Source organism: Pseudomonas sp. RA_105y_Pfl2_P56, assembly GCF_963970845.1.
Taxonomy (GTDB): domain Bacteria; phylum Pseudomonadota; class Gammaproteobacteria; order Pseudomonadales; family Pseudomonadaceae; genus Aquipseudomonas; species Aquipseudomonas baetica_A.
In genome coordinates, this window is record NZ_CAXAPL010000002.1 from 232,897 (window position 1) to 253,532 (window position 20,636).

Below are 20,636 nucleotides of genomic sequence, written 5' to 3' on the forward strand. Positions count from 1 at the left end.
AAAACCGGCAGTAACATACGGTTTCCCCCAATAAACCCGGCAATGCATCACTTGGCACAACCACTGCATTGCTCCGTTCACCACACATAAAGCCCAACCTTCAACGACGAAGGCCCGGCTTCCCGAGAGAACGGGACCAGGACAAAGGCGTCCTCGCTAGGCAACTAGCGGGACGCCTTTTTTTGTTTGCGCAAAATTTGTCGAGCAACGCCTGACTGCCCACAAGAGGCCAGCCGAAGCTCCCCGGAGAACCTGATGAAAAAACTCAAACTGGTGATGATCGGCAATGGCATGGCCGGCGTCCGCACCCTGGAAGAACTGCTCAAACTGAGCAACGAGCTGTACGACATCACGGTCTTCGGCGCCGAGCCGCACACCAACTACAACCGCATCCTGCTGTCCCCGGTGCTGGCCGGCGAGCAAACGTTCGAAGAGATCGTGCTCAACGACCTCGACTGGTACCTGGAAAACAACATCAAGTTATTGCTCAACCGCAAAGTGGTGGAGATCGACCGGGTCAAACGCCGGGTGATCGCCGAGGACGGCACCGAAGCCGAATACGATCGCCTGCTGATTGCCACCGGCTCGACGCCGTTCATCCTGCCGATTCCCGGCAACAACTTGCAGGGTGTGATCGGTTACCGCGACATCGCCGACACCCAGGCGATGATCGACACCGCGAAAACCCACAAACACGCCGTCGTCATCGGCGGTGGCCTGCTGGGCCTCGAAGCCGCCAACGGCCTGATGCTGCGTGGCATGCACGTCACCGTGGTGCACATCGGCGAATGGCTGCTGGAGCGGCAACTGGACAAAACCAGCGGCCAACTGCTGCAAACCGCCCTCGAATCCCGTGGCCTGCATTTCCGCCTGTGCGAACAGACCCAGGCCCTGCACGACGCCGGCAATGGCCGCGTCGGCTCGGTGCAGTTCAAGAACGGCGACATCATCCCCGCCGATCTGGTGGTCATGGCCGCCGGCATCCGCCCCAATACAGAACTGGCGGAAAAGGCCGGCATCCCATGCAACCGCGGAATTCTGGTCAACGACACCCTGCAAACCTATGACCCGCGCATCTACGCCATCGGCGAGTGCGCCAGCCATCGCGGCATTGCTTATGGCCTGGTCGCGCCGCTTTTCGAGCAAGCCAAGGTTTGCGCCAACCACCTCGCGCAACTGGGCTTCGCGCGCTATCAAGGGTCAGTGACGTCGACCAAACTCAAAGTCACCGGCATCGACCTGTTTTCCGCCGGCGACTTCATGGGCGGCGAAGGCACCGAAACCATCACCCTCTCCGACCCGATCGGCGGGGTGTACAAGAAACTGGTGATCAAGGATGACGTGCTGGTCGGCGCCTGTCTGTACGGCGATACGGCAGATGGCGGTTGGTATTTCCGGCAGATTCGTGAGAATCACGCCATCGGCGAGATCCGCGATCACCTGATGTTCGGTGAAAACGCCTTGGGCGATGTAGGACATCAGGGCCAGGACAAAGCCATGTCCATGGCCGACACCGCCGAAGTCTGCGGCTGCAACGGCGTATGCAAAGGCACCATCGTCAAGGCGATTCAGGAACACGGCCTGTTCAGCGTCGATGAAGTGAAGAAGCACACCAAGGCTGCCAGTTCCTGCGGCTCCTGCGCCGGGCTGGTCGAGCAGATCCTGATCAACACCGTCGGCGGCGCGGCCGACGTCAAACCGAAAAGCGAGAAAGCCATCTGCGGTTGCAGCGACCTCAACCACGGGCAGATTCGTCAGGCGATCCGCGAACAACATCTGCTGACCATCGCCGGCACCATGAGCTACCTCAACTGGCGCACCCCGAATGGCTGCGCCACCTGCCGTCCGGCGCTGAACTATTACCTGATTTCCACCTGGCCCGGCGAAGCCAAGGACGACCCGCAATCGCGCCTGATCAACGAACGCGCCCACGCCAACATTCAAAAGGACGGCACCTATTCGGTGGTGCCACGGATGTGGGGCGGCGTGACCAACCCGTCGGAGTTGCGACGAATTGCCGATGTCGCCGACAAGTACAACGTGCCGATGGTCAAAGTGACCGGCGGCCAGCGCATCGACTTGCTGGGCATCAAAAAGCAGGATCTGCCGGGCGTCTGGAAAGACCTCGACATGCCGTCCGGCCACGCCTACGGCAAATCCATCCGCACGGTAAAAACTTGCGTCGGTAGCGAGTTCTGTCGGTTCGGCACGCAAAATTCGACACAACTGGGCATCGAGCTGGAACACGACCTGTTCAACATGTGGTCACCGCACAAAGTGAAACTGGCCGTCTCCGGATGCCCACGCAACTGCTCGGAAGCGGGGATCAAGGACGTAGGAATCATCGGCGTCGATTCCGGCTGGGAGATGTACATCGGTGGCAACGGCGGGATCAAAACCGAAGTCGCCGAGTTCTTCGTCAAGCTCAAAACCGCTGAAGAAGTCCGCGAATACAACGGTGCATTCCTGCAGCTCTATCGCGAAGAAGCGTTCTATCTGGAACGCACCGTGCACTACCTGCAACGGGTCGGCATGGAGCACATCAAGAAAGCCGTGCTGGAAGATCCCGAGCGTCGCAAAGCGCTGAACGAACGCCTGCAATTCTCCCTGTCATTCGAACAGGACCCGTGGAAAGAGCGCCTGGCGCAGCCGCAACTGAAAAAAGAATTCGATGTGATCCCCGTGAAAAACCTGGAGGTGCCGGCATGAACTGGCTCGATATCTGCGCCCTCGATGAGATCAACGCCCTCGGTTCACGGATCATTACCGGGCCTAAAGGCGACATTGCGATTTTTCGTACAAGTGACGATGAGGTTTTCGCCCTCGACGACCGCTGCCCGCACAAGGGCGGGCCGTTGTCCCAGGGTTTGATCTACGGCAAACGCGTGGCCTGCCCGCTGCACAACTGGCAAATCGACTTGCAAACGGGCGAGGCACAAGCCCCGGACGTCGGCTGCGCCCACCATCACCCGGCGCGGATCGAAAATGGTCGCGTGCAACTGGCCCTGCGGGACGCCGTCTGATGAATCGCCAGACGAGCGCCTCGACCTGCTGTTATTGCGGAGTCGGCTGCGGCGTGCTGATCGAGCATGACGGCGAGCGCATTCTCGGCGTCAGCGGCGATCCGGCGCACCCAGCCAACTTCGGCAAACTGTGCAGCAAAGGCTCGACCTTGCACCTGACCGGCGACCTCGCAGCCCGAGCGCTGTACCCGGAACTGCGCCTGGCCAAAGGTTTGGCCCGCAGCCGCACTGATTGGGATACGGCGCTGGAACACGCCGCCAACGTGTTCGCCGATACCATCACCGAGCATGGCCCGGACAGCGTGGCGTTCTATATTTCCGGGCAACTGCTGACCGAGGATTATTACGCCTTCAACAAACTGGCGCGGGCGCTGGTCGGCACCAACAACATCGACAGCAATTCTCGACTGTGCATGTCGTCGGCAGTGGTCGGCTACAAACGCAGTCTCGGTGCCGATGCACCGCCGTGCAGCTACGAGGATCTGGAACTCAGCGATTGCGTGATGATCGTCGGCAGTAACATGGCCTACGCCCATCCGGTACTTTTCCGGCGACTGGAAGAAGCCAAATCCCGCCGCCCATCGATGAAAGTCATCGTGATTGATCCTCGCCGCACCGATACCTGCGATCTGGCAGATCTGCATCTGGCAATTTTGCCCGGCACCGATGTCGCTTTGTTCCATGGGATTTTGCATCTGTTGTTGTGGGAAGACTGGATCGACCGTGACTTCATCAACGCCCACACCGAGGGCCTGACGGCGCTGAAAAGCCTGGTGCGCGATTACACCCCGCCGATGGTGTCGCAGTTGTGCGGGATCAGTGTCGAGCAGTTGCAGCAATGTGCTGAATGGGTGGGCACTTCGCCGAGCTTCCTGTCGTTGTGGTGCATGGGTTTGAACCAGTCCACCGCCGGCAGCGCCAAGAACAGTGCACTGATTAATCTGCATCTGGCTACCGGACAAATCGGCCGTCCCGGCGCAGGACCTTTCTCCCTTACCGGTCAGCCGAATGCCATGGGTGGGCGGGAAACCGGCAGTCTGTCCAACCTATTGCCCGGCCATCGTGACGCGGGCAATCCGGAGCATCGCGCCGAGGTAGCGGCTTATTGGGGGGTGGAACGGTTGCCCGAAACCACTGGACTGAGCGCCATCGAACTGTTCGAGCAAGTACGCAGCGGCAAGATCAAGGCGTTGTGGATTGCCTGCACCAACCCTGCGCAATCGATGCCGGATCAAAGTGCCGTGCGTGCAGCACTGCAAGCCTGTCCGTTCGTGGTGTTGCAGGAAGCCTTTCGCACCACCGAAACCGCTGCGTTTGCTGACTTGCTGTTGCCCGCCGCCAGTTGGGGCGAAAAGGAAGGGTCGGTCACCAATTCCGAGCGGCGAATTTCCCACGTTCGCCAAGCGGTAGTCGCACCGGGCGAAGCGCGTCCAGACTGGGCGATCACGGTGGACTTCGCACAGCGTCTGGAGAAACGTCTGCGTCTTGATCAGCCAAGTCTGTTTGCCTTCGATCAACCCGCGCAGTTGTTCGATGAATACAAACTGCTGACGCGCGGGCGTGACCTGGATTTGTCGGGGATCAGCCATGCCTTGATCGACGAGATAGGCCCCCAGCAGTGGCCCTTCCCCTCCGGAGCCAGGCAAGGCACCCCACGCTTGTACGGCGACGGTATTTTTCCTACGGCAAACGGGCGTGCGCAGTTCATTGCCGACCCCTATCGCGCCGCCAAGGAACCGCGCGATGCACGTTTTCCACTGACGCTGATCACCGGTCGCCTGCGCGATCAATGGCACGGCATGAGCCGCACCGGCACCGCGGCGCAATTGTTCGGCCATGTCAGCGAAGCGGTATTGAGTCTGCACCCCGACGAGTTGCGCCGGCATCGCTTGCAGCCCGGGGATCTGGTCAACCTGAAGAGTCGTCGAGGGGCTGTGATCGTCGCGCTAAGCAGCGATGACAGTGTGCGTCCAGGTCAGGCATTTTTGCCGATGCATTGGGGCGATCGCTTTCTCAAGGGTGGCGTGAACACGCTGACACTGAGCGCCTTCGACCCCCTGTCCAGGCAGCCGGAACTCAAACACAGCGGAGTGCGCGTGGAATCGGTGAACTTGCCATGGCGGCTATTCGCCCTCATTGAGGGCGATGTTCAACGGCATTTCGAGACCCTAAGACCACTCTGCGAGGCATTTTCCTACGTAAGTCTCAGCCTTGTCGGACGTGAACGATCGGCATTGCTGATACGCGCTGCCAGCAGCGAGGCGCCAGATCCGCAATTACTGCGTGAGATTGACCACTGCCTGTCGCTTATCGACGGGCCCGTACTGGCCTACGACGACCCACGTCGCGCCATTGGCAAACGCGTGCGAATCGAAAACGGCCGGATCACTGCGATTCGGCTGGCCGGTGAGACCCTCGCACAGCACTGGCTGCAGGGCCTATGGCTGGAAGGCCGCGCGGACGAACAACTGCGTCGCTGGCTACTGGCGCCAATGAGCGCACCACCCGGTAGCGCCGAAGCACAAATCGCCCCGGATAAAACCTTGTGCAACTGCGAAAACGTCAGCCTCAACGCAGTCTGCGCCGGTATTCGTCAGGGTCTGGATCTGCAAGGGCTGAAAAACCAACTGGGCTGCGGCACGCAATGCGGCTCCTGCGTTGCGGAAATAAAACGCTTGCTGGCCGCCGATGTGCAGCCAGTCGCGACCATCGGATGAGGAAAACACCATGAATGCAAAAGTCTGGCTGGTGGGCGCGGGCCCCGGCGACCCGGAACTGCTGACCCTCAAAGCGGTACGCGCCTTGCGCGAAGCCGATGTGGTGCTGATCGATGATCTGGTCAACGACGCAGTGCTGGAACACTGCCCCACCGCGCGGATTATTGCGGTGGGAAAACGCGGTGGGTGCCGCTCGACACCGCAGGCGTTCATCCATCGGTTGATGCTGCGCTATGCTCGCCACGGTAAATGCGTCGTGCGGCTCAAGGGCGGTGATCCGTGCATTTTCGGGCGTGGCGGCGAAGAAGCGCTGTGGTTGCGCGAGCGTGGCGTCGAAGTCGAGTGGGTCAACGGCATCACTGCCGGGCTGGCCGGGGCGACGCAGTGTGATATTCCTCTCACATTGCGGGGTGTCGCTCGCGGTGTGACGCTGGTGACCGCACACACTCAGGACGACAGCCAATTGAACTGGCAGGCGCTGGCGCAGGGCGGCACAACCCTGGTGATCTACATGGGGGTGGCCAAGCTAGTCGAGATCCGCGATCAACTGTTGGCAGGCGGGATGGCGGCGGATACGCCGGTGGCAATGATCGAAAATGCGTCGTTGCCGGAGCAGCGCGAATGCCGGAGCAATCTGACGTCAATGAGTGACGATGCTTGCAGGTTTGAACTCAAGAGCCCTGTCATTCTGGTGATCGGTGCAGTGGCGGCTGTTATTGAAGATCAAAAGATCGCAGCCTGCGGAAACTCTGCATAGGGGCCGCGTGCGTCTCGTAAGGCCAAATCACAGGCAAAGAAAAGCCCGGCATAAGCCGGGCTTTTCTCAGAGCGGCAGCTAATTACTTAGCTTGAGCTTCAACCTGCGCTTCTACGCGACGGTTTACAGCGCGGCCAGCTTCAGTTTTGTTGTCAGCAACTGGGCGGGATTCGCCGTAGCCAACAGACTGAACGCGGGACGATTCAACACCGTACTGGTTGGTCAGAACTTGCTTAACGGCGTTTGCACGACGCTCGGACAGTTTCTGGTTGTAAGCGTCAGGACCGACGGAGTCAGTGTGACCTTCAACAGTAGTGGTGGTGGATGGGTACTGCTTCATGAAGTCAGCCAGGTTTTTGATGTCGCCGTAGCTGTTTGGCTTCACAACCGACTTGTCGAAGTCGAACTTGACGTCCAGCTCAACACGAACAACTTCTGCAACTGCTGGGCAGCCGTCAGCGTCAACAGTTACGTTGGCTGGGGTGTCCGGGCACTTGTCAACGTTGTCGCAAACGCCGTCGTTGTCGCTGTCGGAGCAGACTTCAGCCGGTGCTGGAACTGGAGCAGCAGCAGGCTTGGAGCCGCCACCGAAGTTCACACCGATACCGACGCTAGGAGCCCACTCGGTGTCGCCCTGGTCGATGTTGTACTGAGCTTCAACGCCAGCACGAGCGTAGAAGTTGTCGGTGAAGTACAGCTTGGCACCGCCGCCAACGTTGGCGAAGGTGGAGCGGTTACGACCGCCGGAACCGTTCTGACCGATGCTCTGATCGGAGAAACCAGCCGATACGTATGGACGCAGCATGTCGCCTGGGTTGTTGAAGTGGTACAGAGCATCCAGAGCGGTGTTGGCGCCCTTGATGTTACGGCCATCGTCGGAACGCACGTTGTGCACTTCGTCGTAGCCCAGACGCAGTTCAACGTCGTCGGTCAGGAAGTAACCGATCGAACCGCCGAACAGGTTGCCGTTGTTCTTGAAGTTACGAGCGCTGTCGAATTGTTCTTTCTTTGCGAAGCCTTCGATTTCAACTGCGCCTTGGCCTTGTGCCAGAGCGCCGAACGAAGTGGCGGCAATCAAAGAACCAATGGCCAAGCCCAAGGTGTTTTTCAGTTTCATCCGTTAAATCCCCATCTGGTGATTGTGAAGCAGTCCCGCAAACCGGGGGACAACTCGGCGGCAATTCTATCAGAACTTGCCTACACGTAAGAGATATTTGCGCTGAACTAAGTTTCAGCAATGCCTGCAAATTTCTCACGTAATTTATCTAGAGCACGCTTGTACCGCATTTTTGTAGCACTCAAACCCATGTGCATGATGTCTGCGATCTCCTGAAACTCCAGCTCTGCGACAAAACGTAGCACCAGAATTTCACGGTCAATCGGGTTCACATACACCAACCAGCGATCGAGTCCACCCTTCTCTTCCGGTTTCGGCGCCTTTTCCTCAGACGCTTCTTCCAGCGGGTCAAGACTCAATGCGTCCATCAAGCGACGCTTTCGCCGTTCCTTTCGATACTGCGTAATACATTCGTTGTAAGTGATGCTGTACAGCCAGGTTTTGAACTTCGATTTCCCCTCAAAGTTCTTCAAACCATACAAAACCTTCAGCATCACTTCCTGACAGACATCGTCCGCGTCGCGATCGTTCCCGAGATATCTCGCGCAGACGTTAAATAATGTTCGCTGGTAACGCCGCATCAGTTCTTCATAAGCGCGCGTTACGTGAAAAAGCTCGGTATGCGAGCGCGCGACCAACTCCTCATCAGAGAGTTCGCGGGGGTCGTAGCGCGTGGATAGCGTATGGGCTTTATTCAAAACAAGTCGTGCCGACAGTCAGGTCAATGTCCGCCGCAACCAGCATCAGCTGGCATTTTGCGGCGGCATACATTAGCAGGGTTTGCCGGATTAGCGGCTACTCACATGCTGTTCCAGCAGGATCCGATTGGAAAGAGAGACTAGCTCACCCTCATCGGTCAGCAGTGTGGTTTTAACCGTGCCGATCTCTTCGATCTGGCCTTCGACCTCGCCAACACGCACTTGTTGCCCAACCTGATACAGCTCACGCACATAGATTCCCGCAAGAATCTGACCGGCGATTTCCCGGCTTCCCAAGCCCATGGCCAGCGCAACGGCCAGACCAACGGTAATCAGAACAATGACGATCACATGGTTCAGAAGGTCGGTCTTGACCTCAAGCTGACTGATCGCAACCGAGATGCTGATGATGATCACCAGTCCCTGTGCAATTCGACCCAATCCCGAAGCGTAGTCCAGACCTACGCCTTCTGCTGCACCACGCACCAGCCCGTTGGCCAGTTGTGCGAGCAGAACACCTACCAGCAACACCAGCGCGGCGCCGAATACTTTCGGCAAATACAGCGCCAGGATGTCGAGCGTAGCCGAAACTCGCTCAAGCCCGAGGGATTCTGCTGCAGAAACCAGGAAAATGAGCAGAACGAACCAGTAGACGATTTTGCCAATCAGGGTCGAAATCGGTACCTGCAACCCGGCACGCGACATCAACTTGGTCAAACCGGTGCCGCCCATCAGGCGGTCGAGACCCAGTTTGGCAAGCAGCTTGGACAGCAAGGTATCGAGCAGCTTCGCCACGACGAAACCCAGCAGCAGCACGACCAGTGCGCCAAACAGGTTCGGGATGAAGTTGGCGACTTTGGTCCACAACGCAGTCATTGCAGTGACGAGGCTCTGAGTCCAGAGATCAAGTTCCATATTCAATCAGCCTTATCAGCAGTGCGAGCGGTAGGTTTACGAAGACGGGAAACCGGCGAAACATGGGCCGATCCGTTGTTCAAGGCGATCATCAGCGCGGGCAGCCAGCGGCCCAGCAGGCTGAACAGATCGCCGGCGCCGACCTGGCGGTTGGCGGTTTTGAGTACGCGACCCAGGCACGCATCGTCGTCGCGGCTGGACGGCGAAGCGTTGAGCATGTCACGCAAAGACTGTTCAAACGGATCGTGCATACGCACCTCTCGTGATGTCTGTGAAAGACGCGGGCAAATTTGGTCGGGTCACATGCGGCATCTCTAAACCCAACGCAAACGTCGGAACAACCACCACTGCCCAAGGGCCACAGCGACCATCAGCAGGCAAGCCACCAGGAAGCCGTAAGGACTCCCGGAAAGCGGAATTCCACCGACGTTTATACCCAGCAGACCGGTGATAAAACTCATCGGTAAAAAGATCCCGGTAATGATCCCGAAGCGGTACATCGTGCGATTCATGCGCTCGCTCAGGCGCCGGTCCTCAGCCTCCAGCACAAGCCCCACGCGCTCTCGGGTCAATTCGAGCTCTTCGAGATAACGCGTCAGGCTGTTGTTCAATTCGTTCCAGTAGTCGGCATCGTCATCGACGAACCAGGGCAGTTTTATCCGCGTCATCTGGCCGAAGATATCCCGCTGTGGCGCGAGAAAACGCTTCAGTCCAGCCGCCCTGCGACGGATGTGCAAAATGGCGCCATGATCGGGTGTATACCGTTCGTCGGCATCCATTTTTTCTTCTTCCTCATCGGCGATTTCCGAGAGGCAAGTGACCAGATCCTGCACCTTGTTGGTAAGGAACTGCGCCAGATAAAGGATCAGTTCAGAAGCGGTTTTCGGGCCTTTGCCGTCTGCCAGTTGCGCGAGCAATTCATCGGTAGCCCGCAACGGTCGCAAACGCAGGGAGATCACACGCTGAGCGCTGGCAAAAATGCGCACCGACACCATGTCTTCCGGCTCCGCGCCCGGATTGAGATTGACCCCGCGCAAAAACAGCAACAACTCGGCATCCGGCAACGGCAACAAACGAGGTCGGGTGTTCTCTTCCAGCAGCAGGTCGCAGGTGAATTCATTGAGACCACTGGATTTGCGCAGCCAGGTCTGGGTTTGCGGATGACTGCGATCCCAATGCAGCCACAGGCTTTCATGGGCCTGCAGTTGCAAATCGTCGAGTTCAGTCCGGGCTATCGAACGCGCACCGCCTTTACCGTCCAGCACCAGGGCATGCACCAGCCCCCATTGCGCGTTTTCTTCCTCGAACATCCTCATCCCTTTGTCGAAGGCTTATTCAGGCATCTTCAGCGGGCTCGGCGAGATGATCACGCCGTTGTTGTCCGCATAAATGTAGTGCCCCGGGTGGAACGTCACACCGGCAAAAGTCACCGCAACGTTGAGGTCGCCAACGCCGCGTTTTTCGGTCTTCATCGGATGACTGGCCAAGGCCTGAACCCCGAGATCGGTCTGGGCAATAACGTCGACATCACGGATGCAACCGTAGATCACGAGCCCTTCCCAGCCATTCTTTGCGGCCTTCTCGGCGATCATGTCGCCCAACAGCGCACGGCGCAGGGAACCGCCGCCATCGACCACCAGCACCTTGCCGTGGCCGTTGAGCTCGGCTTGTTCCTTGACCAGCGAGTTGTCTTCGAAGCATTTGATGGTCACGATTTCGCCGCCGAACGAATCACGGCCGCCGAAATTGCTGAACATCGGTTCCAGCACCTGAACCAGCTCCGGATAAGCGTCGCAAAGGTCAGGCGTAAGGTAATGGTTCATCGAAAAACTCCTGTGAAAAGGAAGACGATCAGGGATGACGCACTCTTTTGAAACGAGTTCCGGCGGTCGCTGTTTACCTTAGTTCATCCCATGGTCGCTGAACGAACCTGAACAAACGCTGAAACGTAATAGCTAAACAGCCACCCAATATGACCAGAACCGCACAACGCGTCATATCTTAGCCGCAAGCCATGCCGAACGAAATGCCCTTTTCAGAGCCTGCGACTCAGCCTGCAGCCGCCATATCCGGCTTCCCACCCAGCAGGGGCGCTTGCTGATCGCTCAACCAGCGTGCAACCAGTGGCCACACTTGCGTCTGCGCAGATTTGCTCACCAACATCTCGACATGACCGAAATTTTCGCTGAAGCCCTGCTCGCGCCCCAGATTGACGAACTGTTTTTGCTCGCTGCCTATCTGCTCGAACAGTTTGCGACAGGCCCAGGCCGGGTCCTGATGGTCCCCCGCTGCGCTGACCGCCAGCACGGGCACTTGAACATCTGCCAAACCGGCCCACCAATCCTTGTCCTTGTCACCAAAACGACCGAACAAGCCATACCAGCGCATGCTTTCGATGGCCAGACCGATCGGCTCGTCTTCTGGCCCACGTTTAAGACGCGAGCCCGATAGCTGGGCAAATCGCTTGAGAATGAAGCGACTGCTCCACTCCACCGGTGGGATTTTCAGGGGCCAGTAGGTTCGGCTGACTTGCGTGCCAAAAAATGCCGCGGACGCCACGGCCGGCTCACCCAGGTATTCGCCGCCCAGCGCCGCCGCCAGGGTGATGCCGCCCAGCGAGTGCCCGAGCCAATGCGGAACCTGACCGCTCTGCTCGCGCACGAACGCGGCAATTGCCGGCAGATCGTATCGCGCGTAGTCAGCGACGCGATTGCGCCGGTAATCCTCGTTGCGCTGCGACAGACCGTGACCGCGCATCTCCGGGATCCACACGTCGAAACCCAGCCGTGCCAGGTACGCACCCAACCCCAGACCTTTCGGGGAAAACCAGAAGCGCCGATTGGAAAAACTGCCATGCAACAGAATCACTGGCACGCCGCGCACGGCCGGTTCATCGGCCATACCCAAACGGGTGACGGCGATTTCCACAGACCAGTCCGGGCTGTTGCCGGGTTTCAATCGGTAAACATCTTCGCTCAGATCGCCGCGCCGCTCGGCGCTGATCAGGGCGACAGGAAATAGGTTGCTGCTGCTTTGCATAATGCTCTTGCACAAAAAAGGGCGGCATCCACAGGAGCCCGCCCTACTTCAATCTCAAAGCCTCGACCCGCAAAGGCAGGTCGAGGCTTCATTAACGACTTATTGGGCCGCTTGGCCTTCCGCCAGGAAGAACCAGGTTTCCAGCACGGTGTCCGGGTTCAGCGACACGCTTTCGATGCCCTGTTCCATCAGCCATTTGGCCAGATCCGGGTGATCCGAAGGCCCCTGACCGCAGATACCGATGTACTTGCCGGCCTTGTTGCACGCGGCAATCGCGTTGGCCAACAGCTTCTTGACCGCCGGATTACGTTCGTCGAACAGGTGCGCGATGATGCCCGAGTCGCGATCCAGACCCAAGGTCAGTTGAGTCAGGTCGTTGGAACCGATCGAGAAACCGTCGAAGAATTCGAGGAATTCTTCCGCGAGAATCGCGTTCGACGGCAGTTCGCACATCATGATGACGCGCAAACCGTTCTCGCCGCGCTTCAATCCGTTCTCTGCGAGCAGATCCACAACCTGGCTGGCTTCGCCAAGGGTGCGCACGAACGGCACCATGATTTCGACGTTGGTCAGGCCCATCTCGTTGCGCACCCGCTTGAGGGCCCGGCATTCGAGTTCGAAGCAGTCACGGAACGATTCGCTGATGTAACGCGAAGCGCCACGGAAGCCCAGCATCGGGTTTTCTTCTTCCGGCTCGTAGAGTTTGCCGCCGATCAGGTTGGCGTATTCGTTGGACTTGAAGTCCGACAGACGCACGATGACTTTCTTCGGCGCGAAGGCAGCCGCGAGGGTGCTGATGCCTTCAACCAGTTTTTCGACGTAGAAACCGACCGGATCGTCGTAACCGGCGATGCGCTTGTCGACGCTTTCCTTGATTTCCGGCGGCAGGCCGTCGTAGTTCAGCAGTGCTTTGGGGTGGACGCCGATCATGCGGTTGATGATGAATTCCAGGCGGGCCAGGCCCACACCGGCATTCGGCAGTTGCGCGAAGTCGAAGGCGCGGTCCGGGTTGCCGACGTTCATCATGATCTTGAACGGCAGATCAGGCATGGCATCCACGGAGTTCTTCTTGATGTCGAAGCCCAGTTCGCCTTCGAAGATGTAACCGGTGTCGCCTTCGGCGCAGGACACGGTCACGCCCTGACCGTCCTTCAGCAGGTGGGTGGCGTTACCACAGCCCACGACGGCCGGAATCCCCAGTTCACGGGCAATGATCGCCGCGTGGCAGGTACGGCCGCCCCGGTTGGTGACGATGGCGCTGGCGCGCTTCATCACCGGTTCCCAGTCCGGGTCGGTCATGTCGGACACCAGCACGTCGCCCGGCTGGACTTTGTCCATCTCGGACACGTCCTTGATGATGCGAACCTTGCCGGCGCCGATGCGCTGGCCGATGGCGCGACCTTCGACCAGCACGGTGCCGGTTTCTTTGAGCAGGTAACGTTCCATGACGTTGGCCTGAGTGCGGCTTTTCACGGTTTCCGGACGGGCCTGCACGATGTACAGCTTGCCGTCGTCACCGTCCTTGGCCCATTCGATGTCCATCGGGCACTGGTAGTGCTTCTCGATGATCATCGCCTGCTTGGCCAGTTCGCTGACTTCGGCGTCGCTCAGACAGAAACGCGCGCGGTCAGCCTTGTCGACATCGACGGTTTTGACCGACCGACCGGCCTTGGCCTCGTCGCCGTAAATCATCTTGATGGCTTTGCTGCCCAGGTTGCGACGCAGGATCGCCGGACGACCGGCTTCCAGCGTGCCCTTGTGGACATAAAACTCATCCGGGTTCACCGCGCCTTGTACGACGGTTTCACCCAGGCCGTAGGCGCCGGTGATGAACACCACGTCACGAAAGCCCGATTCGGTATCGAGGGTGAACATCACGCCGGCGGTGCCGGTTTCCGAACGCACCATGCGCTGCACGCCGGCCGACAGGGCAACCAGCTTGTGGTCGAAGCCCTGGTGCACGCGGTAGGAGATCGCACGGTCGTTGAACAGCGAAGCGAACACCTCTTTGGCAGCGCGGATGACGTTTTCCACGCCACGGATGTTCAGAAAGGTTTCCTGCTGACCGGCAAAAGAGGCGTCCGGCAAGTCTTCGGCGGTGGCCGAAGAACGCACGGCCACGGCCACGTCAGGGTTACCGGCCGACAGCGCGGCGAACGCGGTGCGGATCTCGGCATTCAGTTTTTCAGGAAACTCGGCTTCCATGATCCATTGACGGATCTGGGCGCCGGTCTTGGCCAGCGCATTGACGTCATCAACGTCGAGTGCGTCGAGGGCCTTGTGGATCTGGTCGTTGAGGCCGCTCAGTTCGAGGAAGTCGCGATAGGCCTGAGCGGTGGTGGCAAAGCCGCCAGGGACCGACACACCGGCGCCTGCCAGGTTGCTGATCATCTCGCCCAGGGATGCGTTCTTGCCCCCCACATGCTCAACATCGTGTTTGCCGAGCTTATCGAGGGAAACTACGTACTCTACCAAGGTGATCTCTCCACTAACTGTGTTGGAAAAGCTCAGAAGCCGGCGGCTCGGGGGAGCGTTGGCCGGCTGTATGGCCTGGACCTGGAAAATAAGTGAGAATGCGGGCCAATGGCGGCCGGCAAATCGCGCCTATCATATCCAGAAATGCTCATAAGTGTCCTGTGCTGCCTATGCATGCCGATGTGGCGAGTGACTGTTGTTGCCAGACAAGGCGCCGCGACAAGTCATAGCTGGCTATGGCGAGGAGCGGCAACGTAGTATGGCGACAACAGGCGCCGCCACGACGGCATGCATAGGCAACACAGGACACTCACTTAAGGCCCAAGGTGCAAATGAAACGATCTGCTTTCTTTATCTCCGATGGCACCGGCATTACCGCCGAAACCCTGGGTCAAAGCCTCTTGGCGCAGTTCGAAAACATAGGCTTCAGCAAATTCACGCGCCCGTACATCGACAGCGTGGAAAAAGCGCGGGCCATGGTACAACAAATCAACAAAGCCGCTGAAACCGACGGCTTTCGCCCGATTATCTTCGACACCATCGTCAATCAGGACATTCGTGAGATTCTCGCCACCTCCAATGGTTTCATGATCGACATTTTCTCGACCTTCCTGGCGCCTCTCGAGCAGGAATTGACCGAGCATTCTTCCTACACCGTCGGCAAGTCGCATTCGATCGGGCACAACTCCAATTACATGGAGCGCATCGAAGCGGTGAACTTCGCCCTCGACAACGATGACGGCGCCCGCACGCACTATTACGACAAGGCCGATCTGATACTAGTGGGCGTGTCGCGTTGTGGTAAGACGCCGACGTGCCTGTATATGGCGATGCAGTTCGGCATCCGCGCCGCCAACTACCCACTGACCGAGGACGACATGGAGCGCCTGACCTTGCCAGCCGCCCTGCGCGCGCACCAGCACAAGCTGTTCGGCCTGACCATCGACCCGGATCGCCTCACCGCGATCCGTAACGAGCGCAAGCCCAACAGCCGCTATTCGAGCTATGCCCAGTGCGAATTCGAAGTGCGCGAAGTGGAAAACCTGTTCCGCCGCGAAAACATCCCGAACATCAACTCCACGCATTTCTCGGTGGAGGAAATTTCGGCGAAGATTCTGGTCGAGAAAGGCGTGGAGCGGCGGTTCAAGTAGATTCGCGGTGCCTGATCTGAAACCTTCGCGAGCTTGCTCGCGAAGAACGATTACGCGGTTTCGGTGAGTGACCGCGCCAGCGCTTCAAACCCACCCAGCAACAACCTGTCATCCCCCACCGAATTGCACACACTCGCCCGAATAAACTGCGGCACCGCCGCGTGCCCGACGGCGAACGCCTCGGCGGTCGCCACCAGATAGTTGTTTTCCTTCAATTCCGCGGCAATCTGCGACGCCCGCCACAGCTCAGGCACTTGCAACCAGAAATGCGGGCTGTGGATATGCGTCTTGTAGCTCAATCCCTCCAGCGCCCCCGCCACCCAGGCCTTGCGCCGGCCGATCTCGCCGATCTGCTCATCCAGCAAGCGCTCGGCCATGCCGTTTTCGATCCACAGAGTCGCCACCTCCTGGGTCAATGGATTAGCCATCCAGCAGGTACCACGAATGGCGGAGCTGATGCGCCCAAGCAACGCTTGCGGCACATGCAGATAGCCAACCCGCACCCCCGCCGAAACCGCCTTGCTCAGACTGCCGATCAACACTGAACGCTCAGGGGCGAAATAACTCAGAGGCAGCGGACGCTGGCGATCCAGCACCGCGTGTGCTTCGTCTTCGAGGATCAGAAGGTTGTGTTGGCGACAGACCTCGGCAATCGCCTGGCGTCGTGAGATCGACATGACCGCCGCCGTAGGATTCTGGATCGTCGGCGTGCAATACAGCGCGGATACCCGGTGCTGACGGCAAATGTCCTCCAGCGCCGAGGGCAACAGTCCTTCGTCATCCATCGCGGCACCGATCAGCTTTATCCCGAGTTGGCGTGCGACGCTGATCAATCCGGGGTAGGACAAATGCTCGGTGACCACCGTGTCACCCGCCTTGAGCAAACCCATCAACGCGCACAACAGGCCATGCTGACCACCGTTGACGCACAGCACCTGATCGGCGTGCGGGACAAAATCCCCATGACGCAGCCATTGGGCACCCGCCGCTCGATGCCGTGGCAGTCCACCTTCAGCGGTGTATCCCGTCAACTGCTGCAAGCGGTGCGGATCACCGGCCAGTGTCTGTAGGGCTTGGCTCATCAAAGCCGTTTCCTGCCCGGGAATCGGCTGATTGCGACTCATGTCGAAGCAGGCCGGGGGCTCATCGCTGACATTGCGAAAGCCCTTGTCTTGCGGCCGCTCCATCCCGCGCTGACGCACATAAGTGCCGTCTCCTACACGGGCCCCGACCCATCCCACACGCTCCAGTTCGCCGTAGGCACGGCTGACGGTGCCGATGGTGACGCCGAGGCTATCGGCCAACAACCTGTGGGGGGGCAACTTGCAACCGGCCTCGATAACACCGGCAACGATGGTCTTCTCGACCGCGTCCGCGAGGCGCTGATACTTCACGCCGACGCCATTGGCCAGGCCGTCACGCAGGATTGACACCATGGCAATACTTACTTTGACAGTCATTCTTGCCCCGAATAGCGTACTGAAAACAGGTTCAATCAGGGATAGACCTTTTCAGTAATCAGGTCAATTCCGTCGTTCGGAGCACACCGCATGTCGATCGCCCTCAGCACACCGTTGAACACCAGCAAACCCTGGCTCGCCGGGTTGGTCACCAGCGTGTTGTTTCTGATCGTCTGCCTGAGTTGGGGCACGACATGGCTGGGGATCAAGATTGCCGTGGAAAGTGTGCCGCCACTGACTGCCGCCGGGCTGCGCTTTCTGATTGCCTTTCCGCTGTTCCTCGGCTTCGCCGTATTGCGCAAAGAACCGCTGCTGTTCCCCCGGCGGAGTCGCTGGTTCTTTGTGTTCGTCACGCTGTCGTATTTCAGCCTGCCCTACTACTTGCTCAACTATGGCGAGATGCATGTGTCGTCCGGCCTGACCGCGCTGTTGTTCAGTTGCATGCCGGTGTTCATCCTGATTTTTTCTGCGCTGTTTCTGCGCGAGAACATCCAGGCGACGCAAATACTCGGGATCGCCATCGGTTTCGGCAGCCTGTTCATGATCATCCGCAGCCAGGGTTTGCATCTGGATCAGGCGCAATGGCTTGGTGTACTGGCGATTCTCAGCGCGGCGATCATGCACGCGCTGTGCTACGTGATCACCAAAAAGCACGGCAGCGCAATCAGTGTGATCACCTACAACACTCTGCCCATCGGCATTGCCGGTTTGATGCTGCTGGTCACCGGCCTTTCGCTGGAAGACCCGACGTTCGCCACCATCACGCCACGCTCCTGGGGGGCGCTGCTGTACTTGGGGCTGATAGCGTCGGTCGGCGGCTTTATCGTCTATTTCGTCCTGCTCAAACGCCTGAGCCCGGTGCTTCTGTCATTCGTGTTCATCATCTTTCCGGTGTTCGCCGTGATCATCGGCGCCTGGTACGAAGGCACGGAAATTTCTCGCGAGCTGATGCTGTATTCGGCCGTCCTGCTGGGCGGATTTGCGATCACCAAGCTGCCAGCCAAGCGCTAACAATCATGCATTGAACATCGGAGGTTCAAATGTCGGTACACACCATGGAAACCCTCAGTCTTTTTAACAATGCCCCTTATCAGCGCGATTTCAGTGCCCGGGTGATCGCGGTGGTTGATCAGGCCGTCGTCCTCGAACACACGCTGTTCTATCCCACCGGTGGCGGGCAGCCGGGCGACACCGGGCACTTCAGCTTGCCGGATGGCACCCGGATCGAGGTGACGGGAACGCTGCGCGACCCGTTGCTGCCGTCGATCATCTGGCACAACGTTGCGCAATGCCCGCCTCAGCTATGCGTCGGCGCCCTGCTCAACGCCAGCCTGGACTGGGCGCGGCGCTATCAACACATGAAGATGCACACCTGCCTGCACCTGCTGGGCTCGATCATCAATGCGCCGGTCACCGGGTGCAGCATCAGTGCCGACAAGGGCCGGCTGGATTTCGACCTGCCCCAAATGACCCTCGACAAGGACAGCCTCACCCACGACCTCAACGCGCTGATCGAGCAGGCCATTCCCGTCACCACCCTGTCGATGCCCGCCTCGGAGTACCCCGCACTGCTGGAAAAAACCGGCAGCAAAACGATTAACCCGCCGGCGATTCAGGGTGAATTGCGAATGGTCGAAGTGATCGGCATCGACCTCCAGCCCTGTGGCGGCACCCACGTACAAAACACCCTGGAAATCGGTCGAGTGTTTTGCGAAAAAATCGAGAAGAAGAGCAGGACCAACCGCCGGGTGATCCTGCGGTTTGAATGAGCCCTAGATCACGAACAGGTCGACGAAGCGGTTCACCGCAGTCGCCTCAAGCTGCGCCTGATCTGTGCACAGCGCGAAGATCTCGCCGCTGCGTTGGCCGGTGAAACGGGTTGCCAGGTTCGTCTTGAACTTGTCTTCGAGCAACGGAATGCCTTCGGCGCGACGGCGACGGTGACCAATCGGGTATTCCACCACCACGTTCTCGGTGCTCGAACCGTCCTTGAAAAACACCTGCACCGCGTTGGCAATCGAGCGTTTGTCGGCCTCCAGATACTCGCGAGTGAAGCGCGGGTCTTCGACAATGACCATTTTTTCGCGCAGCACATCAATGATCGGGTGGGCCTTGTGAAAGTCGTCTTCGTATTGCTCGGCCACCAGATTGCCGAACGCCAACGGCACAGCGGTCATGTACTGAATGCAATGGTCACGGTCGGCCGCATTGGCCAGCGGCCCGACCTTGGAAATGATGCGAATCGCCGACTCATGTGTGGTGATGACGATGCGGTCGATTTCATGCAGGCGATTGCGCACCTGAGGGTGCAACGTGACCGCCGCTTCGCAAGCTGTTTGCGCATGAAATTCGGCCGGGAAGCTGATCTTGAACAGCACGTTTTCCATCACGTAACTGCCAAACGGCCGCGAGAAACTGAAGCTGCGTTTATCCTCCGGTTTTAAGGCCAGATCGCTGTTGGTGTGGCTGAACAGCACGTCGTAAAAGCCCCACTGTTTCGCGCTCAAAACACCGGGAATGCCCATCTCGCCGCGCATGGTGATGTCCGCCAGGCGCACGCCACGACTCGATGCATCCCCCGCCGCCCAGGATTTGCGCGAGCCGGCGTTCGGCGCATGCCGATATGTGCGCAGCGCCTGTCCGTCAGCGAACGCATGGGACAACGCCGACAACAACTGCTCGCGATTGGCCCCCATGAGTTTGGCGGTGACGGCGGTTGAAGCGACTTTGACCAAGATGACGTGGTCGAGTCCTACGCGGTTGAAGGCATTCTCCAGTGCGATCACGCCCTGAATCTCATGGGCCATGATCATGGCCTCCAGCACATCGCGAATCGTCAGCGGCGCTTCGCCGTTGGCCTGACGTTTTTGCGAAAGGTGATCGGCCACCGCGAGAATCGCGCCGAGGTTGTCCGACGGATGCCCCCACTCGGCAGCGAGCCAGGTGTCGTTGTAATCAAGCCAACGCACGATGCAGCCGATGTCCCACGCGGCTTTCACCGGGTCGAGGCGATAGCTCGTGCCCGGAACTCGTGCCCCGAACGGCACGACAGTGCCTTCGACGATGGGGCCAAGGTGTTTGGTGCATTCGGGGAAACGCAACGCCAGCAGGCCACAGCCGAGCGTGTCCATCAGGCAGTTGCGGGCGGTGTCGAGGGCTTCGCTGGAGTCAACTTTGAAAGAGAGGACGTAGTCGGCGATGTCCTGCAGGACACGGTCGTAGTCGGGGCGATTGTTCAGGTCTACGTTGGCGCTCATGTTCGATTCACTCTTGAAGTGGTTCGT

At 59.0% G+C, this 20,636-nt stretch carries 17 protein-coding genes; 7 read left to right on the plus strand and 10 right to left on the minus strand.

The window, feature by feature from the left end:
- Window positions 1–255: 255 nt before the first annotated feature.
- Genes nirB through cobA form a run of 4 tightly spaced genes read left to right on the plus strand, consistent with a single transcriptional unit; the run spans window position 256 to window position 6,497 of the window.
- Entirely contained in the window at window positions 256–2,709 is a 2,454-nt protein-coding gene (nirB, locus tag AACY11_RS02715) for a nitrite reductase large subunit NirB (protein ID WP_339464969.1), read from the plus strand.
- Window positions 2,706–3,023: a nitrite reductase small subunit NirD gene (gene nirD / locus AACY11_RS02720; protein ID WP_339432472.1), complete on the plus strand. Its 318-nt coding sequence runs from the start codon at window positions 2,706–2,708 to the stop codon at window positions 3,021–3,023. Before nirB ends, nirD begins: the two co-directional genes overlap by 4 nt.
- Window positions 3,023–5,740 (plus strand): nitrate reductase, encoded by a 2,718-nt coding sequence (locus tag AACY11_RS02725; protein WP_339493820.1) that lies wholly within the window; start codon window positions 3,023–3,025, stop codon window positions 5,738–5,740. Before nirD ends, AACY11_RS02725 begins: the two co-directional genes overlap by 1 nt.
- Before the next feature lie 10 nt (window positions 5,741–5,750).
- Window positions 5,751–6,497: a uroporphyrinogen-III C-methyltransferase gene (gene cobA, locus AACY11_RS02730; RefSeq protein ID WP_339493821.1), complete on the plus strand. Its 747-nt coding sequence runs from the start codon at window positions 5,751–5,753 to the stop codon at window positions 6,495–6,497.
- A gap of 82 nt (window positions 6,498–6,579) precedes the next feature.
- On the opposite strand, the gene AACY11_RS02735 is transcribed toward cobA, so the two are convergent.
- The 8 genes from AACY11_RS02735 to ppsA form a co-directional block, all read right to left on the minus strand.
- Window positions 6,580–7,614: an OmpA family protein gene (locus tag AACY11_RS02735; RefSeq protein ID WP_221733928.1), complete on the minus strand. Its 1,035-nt coding sequence runs from the start codon at window positions 7,612–7,614 to the stop codon at window positions 6,580–6,582.
- Window positions 7,615–7,721: 107 nt separating this feature from the next.
- The gene (sigX, locus tag AACY11_RS02740) at window positions 7,722–8,312 is read right to left on the minus strand and encodes an RNA polymerase sigma factor SigX (protein WP_166222309.1); all 591 of its coding nucleotides are present in this window, start codon (window positions 8,310–8,312) and stop codon (window positions 7,722–7,724) included.
- A gap of 90 nt (window positions 8,313–8,402) precedes the next feature.
- The gene (locus AACY11_RS02745) at window positions 8,403–9,227 is read right to left on the minus strand and encodes a mechanosensitive ion channel family protein (RefSeq protein WP_221733929.1); all 825 of its coding nucleotides are present in this window, start codon (window positions 9,225–9,227) and stop codon (window positions 8,403–8,405) included.
- Between the two features lie 2 nt (window positions 9,228–9,229).
- Window positions 9,230–9,478, minus strand: a complete 249-nt coding sequence (locus AACY11_RS02750) for a hypothetical protein (RefSeq protein WP_008076827.1) — start codon at window positions 9,476–9,478, stop codon at window positions 9,230–9,232.
- Window positions 9,479–9,541: 63 nt separating this feature from the next.
- Window positions 9,542–10,537 carry a zinc transporter ZntB gene (locus AACY11_RS02755; protein WP_339432476.1) on the minus strand — a complete coding sequence of 332 codons (996 nt, stop codon included), beginning with the start codon at window positions 10,535–10,537 and terminating at the stop codon, window positions 9,542–9,544.
- Window positions 10,538–10,558: 21 nt separating this feature from the next.
- Window positions 10,559–11,050 carry a ribonuclease E activity regulator RraA gene (gene rraA, locus AACY11_RS02760; RefSeq protein ID WP_339432477.1) on the minus strand — a complete coding sequence of 164 codons (492 nt, stop codon included), beginning with the start codon at window positions 11,048–11,050 and terminating at the stop codon, window positions 10,559–10,561.
- Window positions 11,051–11,276: 226 nt separating this feature from the next.
- On the minus strand, window positions 11,277–12,266 hold the full coding sequence (locus AACY11_RS02765) for an alpha/beta fold hydrolase (protein WP_339432478.1): 990 nt from the start codon (window positions 12,264–12,266) through the stop codon (window positions 11,277–11,279).
- Window positions 12,267–12,365: 99 nt separating this feature from the next.
- Window positions 12,366–14,741, minus strand: a complete 2,376-nt coding sequence (ppsA, locus tag AACY11_RS02770) for a phosphoenolpyruvate synthase (RefSeq protein WP_339432479.1) — start codon at window positions 14,739–14,741, stop codon at window positions 12,366–12,368.
- 332 nt (window positions 14,742–15,073) lie between these two features.
- Here ppsA and ppsR point away from each other — a divergent pair, with 332 nt between their 5' ends.
- Window positions 15,074–15,892, plus strand: a complete 819-nt coding sequence (gene ppsR, locus AACY11_RS02775) for a posphoenolpyruvate synthetase regulatory kinase/phosphorylase PpsR (protein ID WP_339432480.1) — start codon at window positions 15,074–15,076, stop codon at window positions 15,890–15,892.
- 50 nt (window positions 15,893–15,942) lie between these two features.
- On the opposite strand, the gene AACY11_RS02780 is transcribed toward ppsR, so the two are convergent.
- Window positions 15,943–17,352 (minus strand): aminotransferase-like domain-containing protein, encoded by a 1,410-nt coding sequence (locus tag AACY11_RS02780; protein WP_339493823.1) that lies wholly within the window; start codon window positions 17,350–17,352, stop codon window positions 15,943–15,945.
- Between the two features lie 90 nt (window positions 17,353–17,442).
- On the opposite strand from AACY11_RS02780, the gene AACY11_RS02785 reads away from it, so the two are divergent.
- Together AACY11_RS02785 and AACY11_RS02790 are read left to right on the plus strand one after the other, a co-directional pair.
- Window positions 17,443–18,363 (plus strand): DMT family transporter, encoded by a 921-nt coding sequence (locus tag AACY11_RS02785; RefSeq protein WP_339432482.1) that lies wholly within the window; start codon window positions 17,443–17,445, stop codon window positions 18,361–18,363.
- A 29-nt stretch (window positions 18,364–18,392) separates the two neighbouring features.
- Window positions 18,393–19,121, plus strand: coding sequence for an alanyl-tRNA editing protein (locus tag AACY11_RS02790; RefSeq protein WP_339493824.1), 729 nt, complete (start codon window positions 18,393–18,395; stop codon window positions 19,119–19,121).
- 3 nt (window positions 19,122–19,124) lie between these two features.
- On the opposite strand, the gene prpD is transcribed toward AACY11_RS02790, so the two are convergent.
- The gene (prpD, locus tag AACY11_RS02795; RefSeq protein WP_339493825.1) at window positions 19,125–20,609 is read right to left on the minus strand and encodes a 2-methylcitrate dehydratase; all 1,485 of its coding nucleotides are present in this window, start codon (window positions 20,607–20,609) and stop codon (window positions 19,125–19,127) included.
- Window positions 20,610–20,636 lie beyond the last annotated feature (27 nt).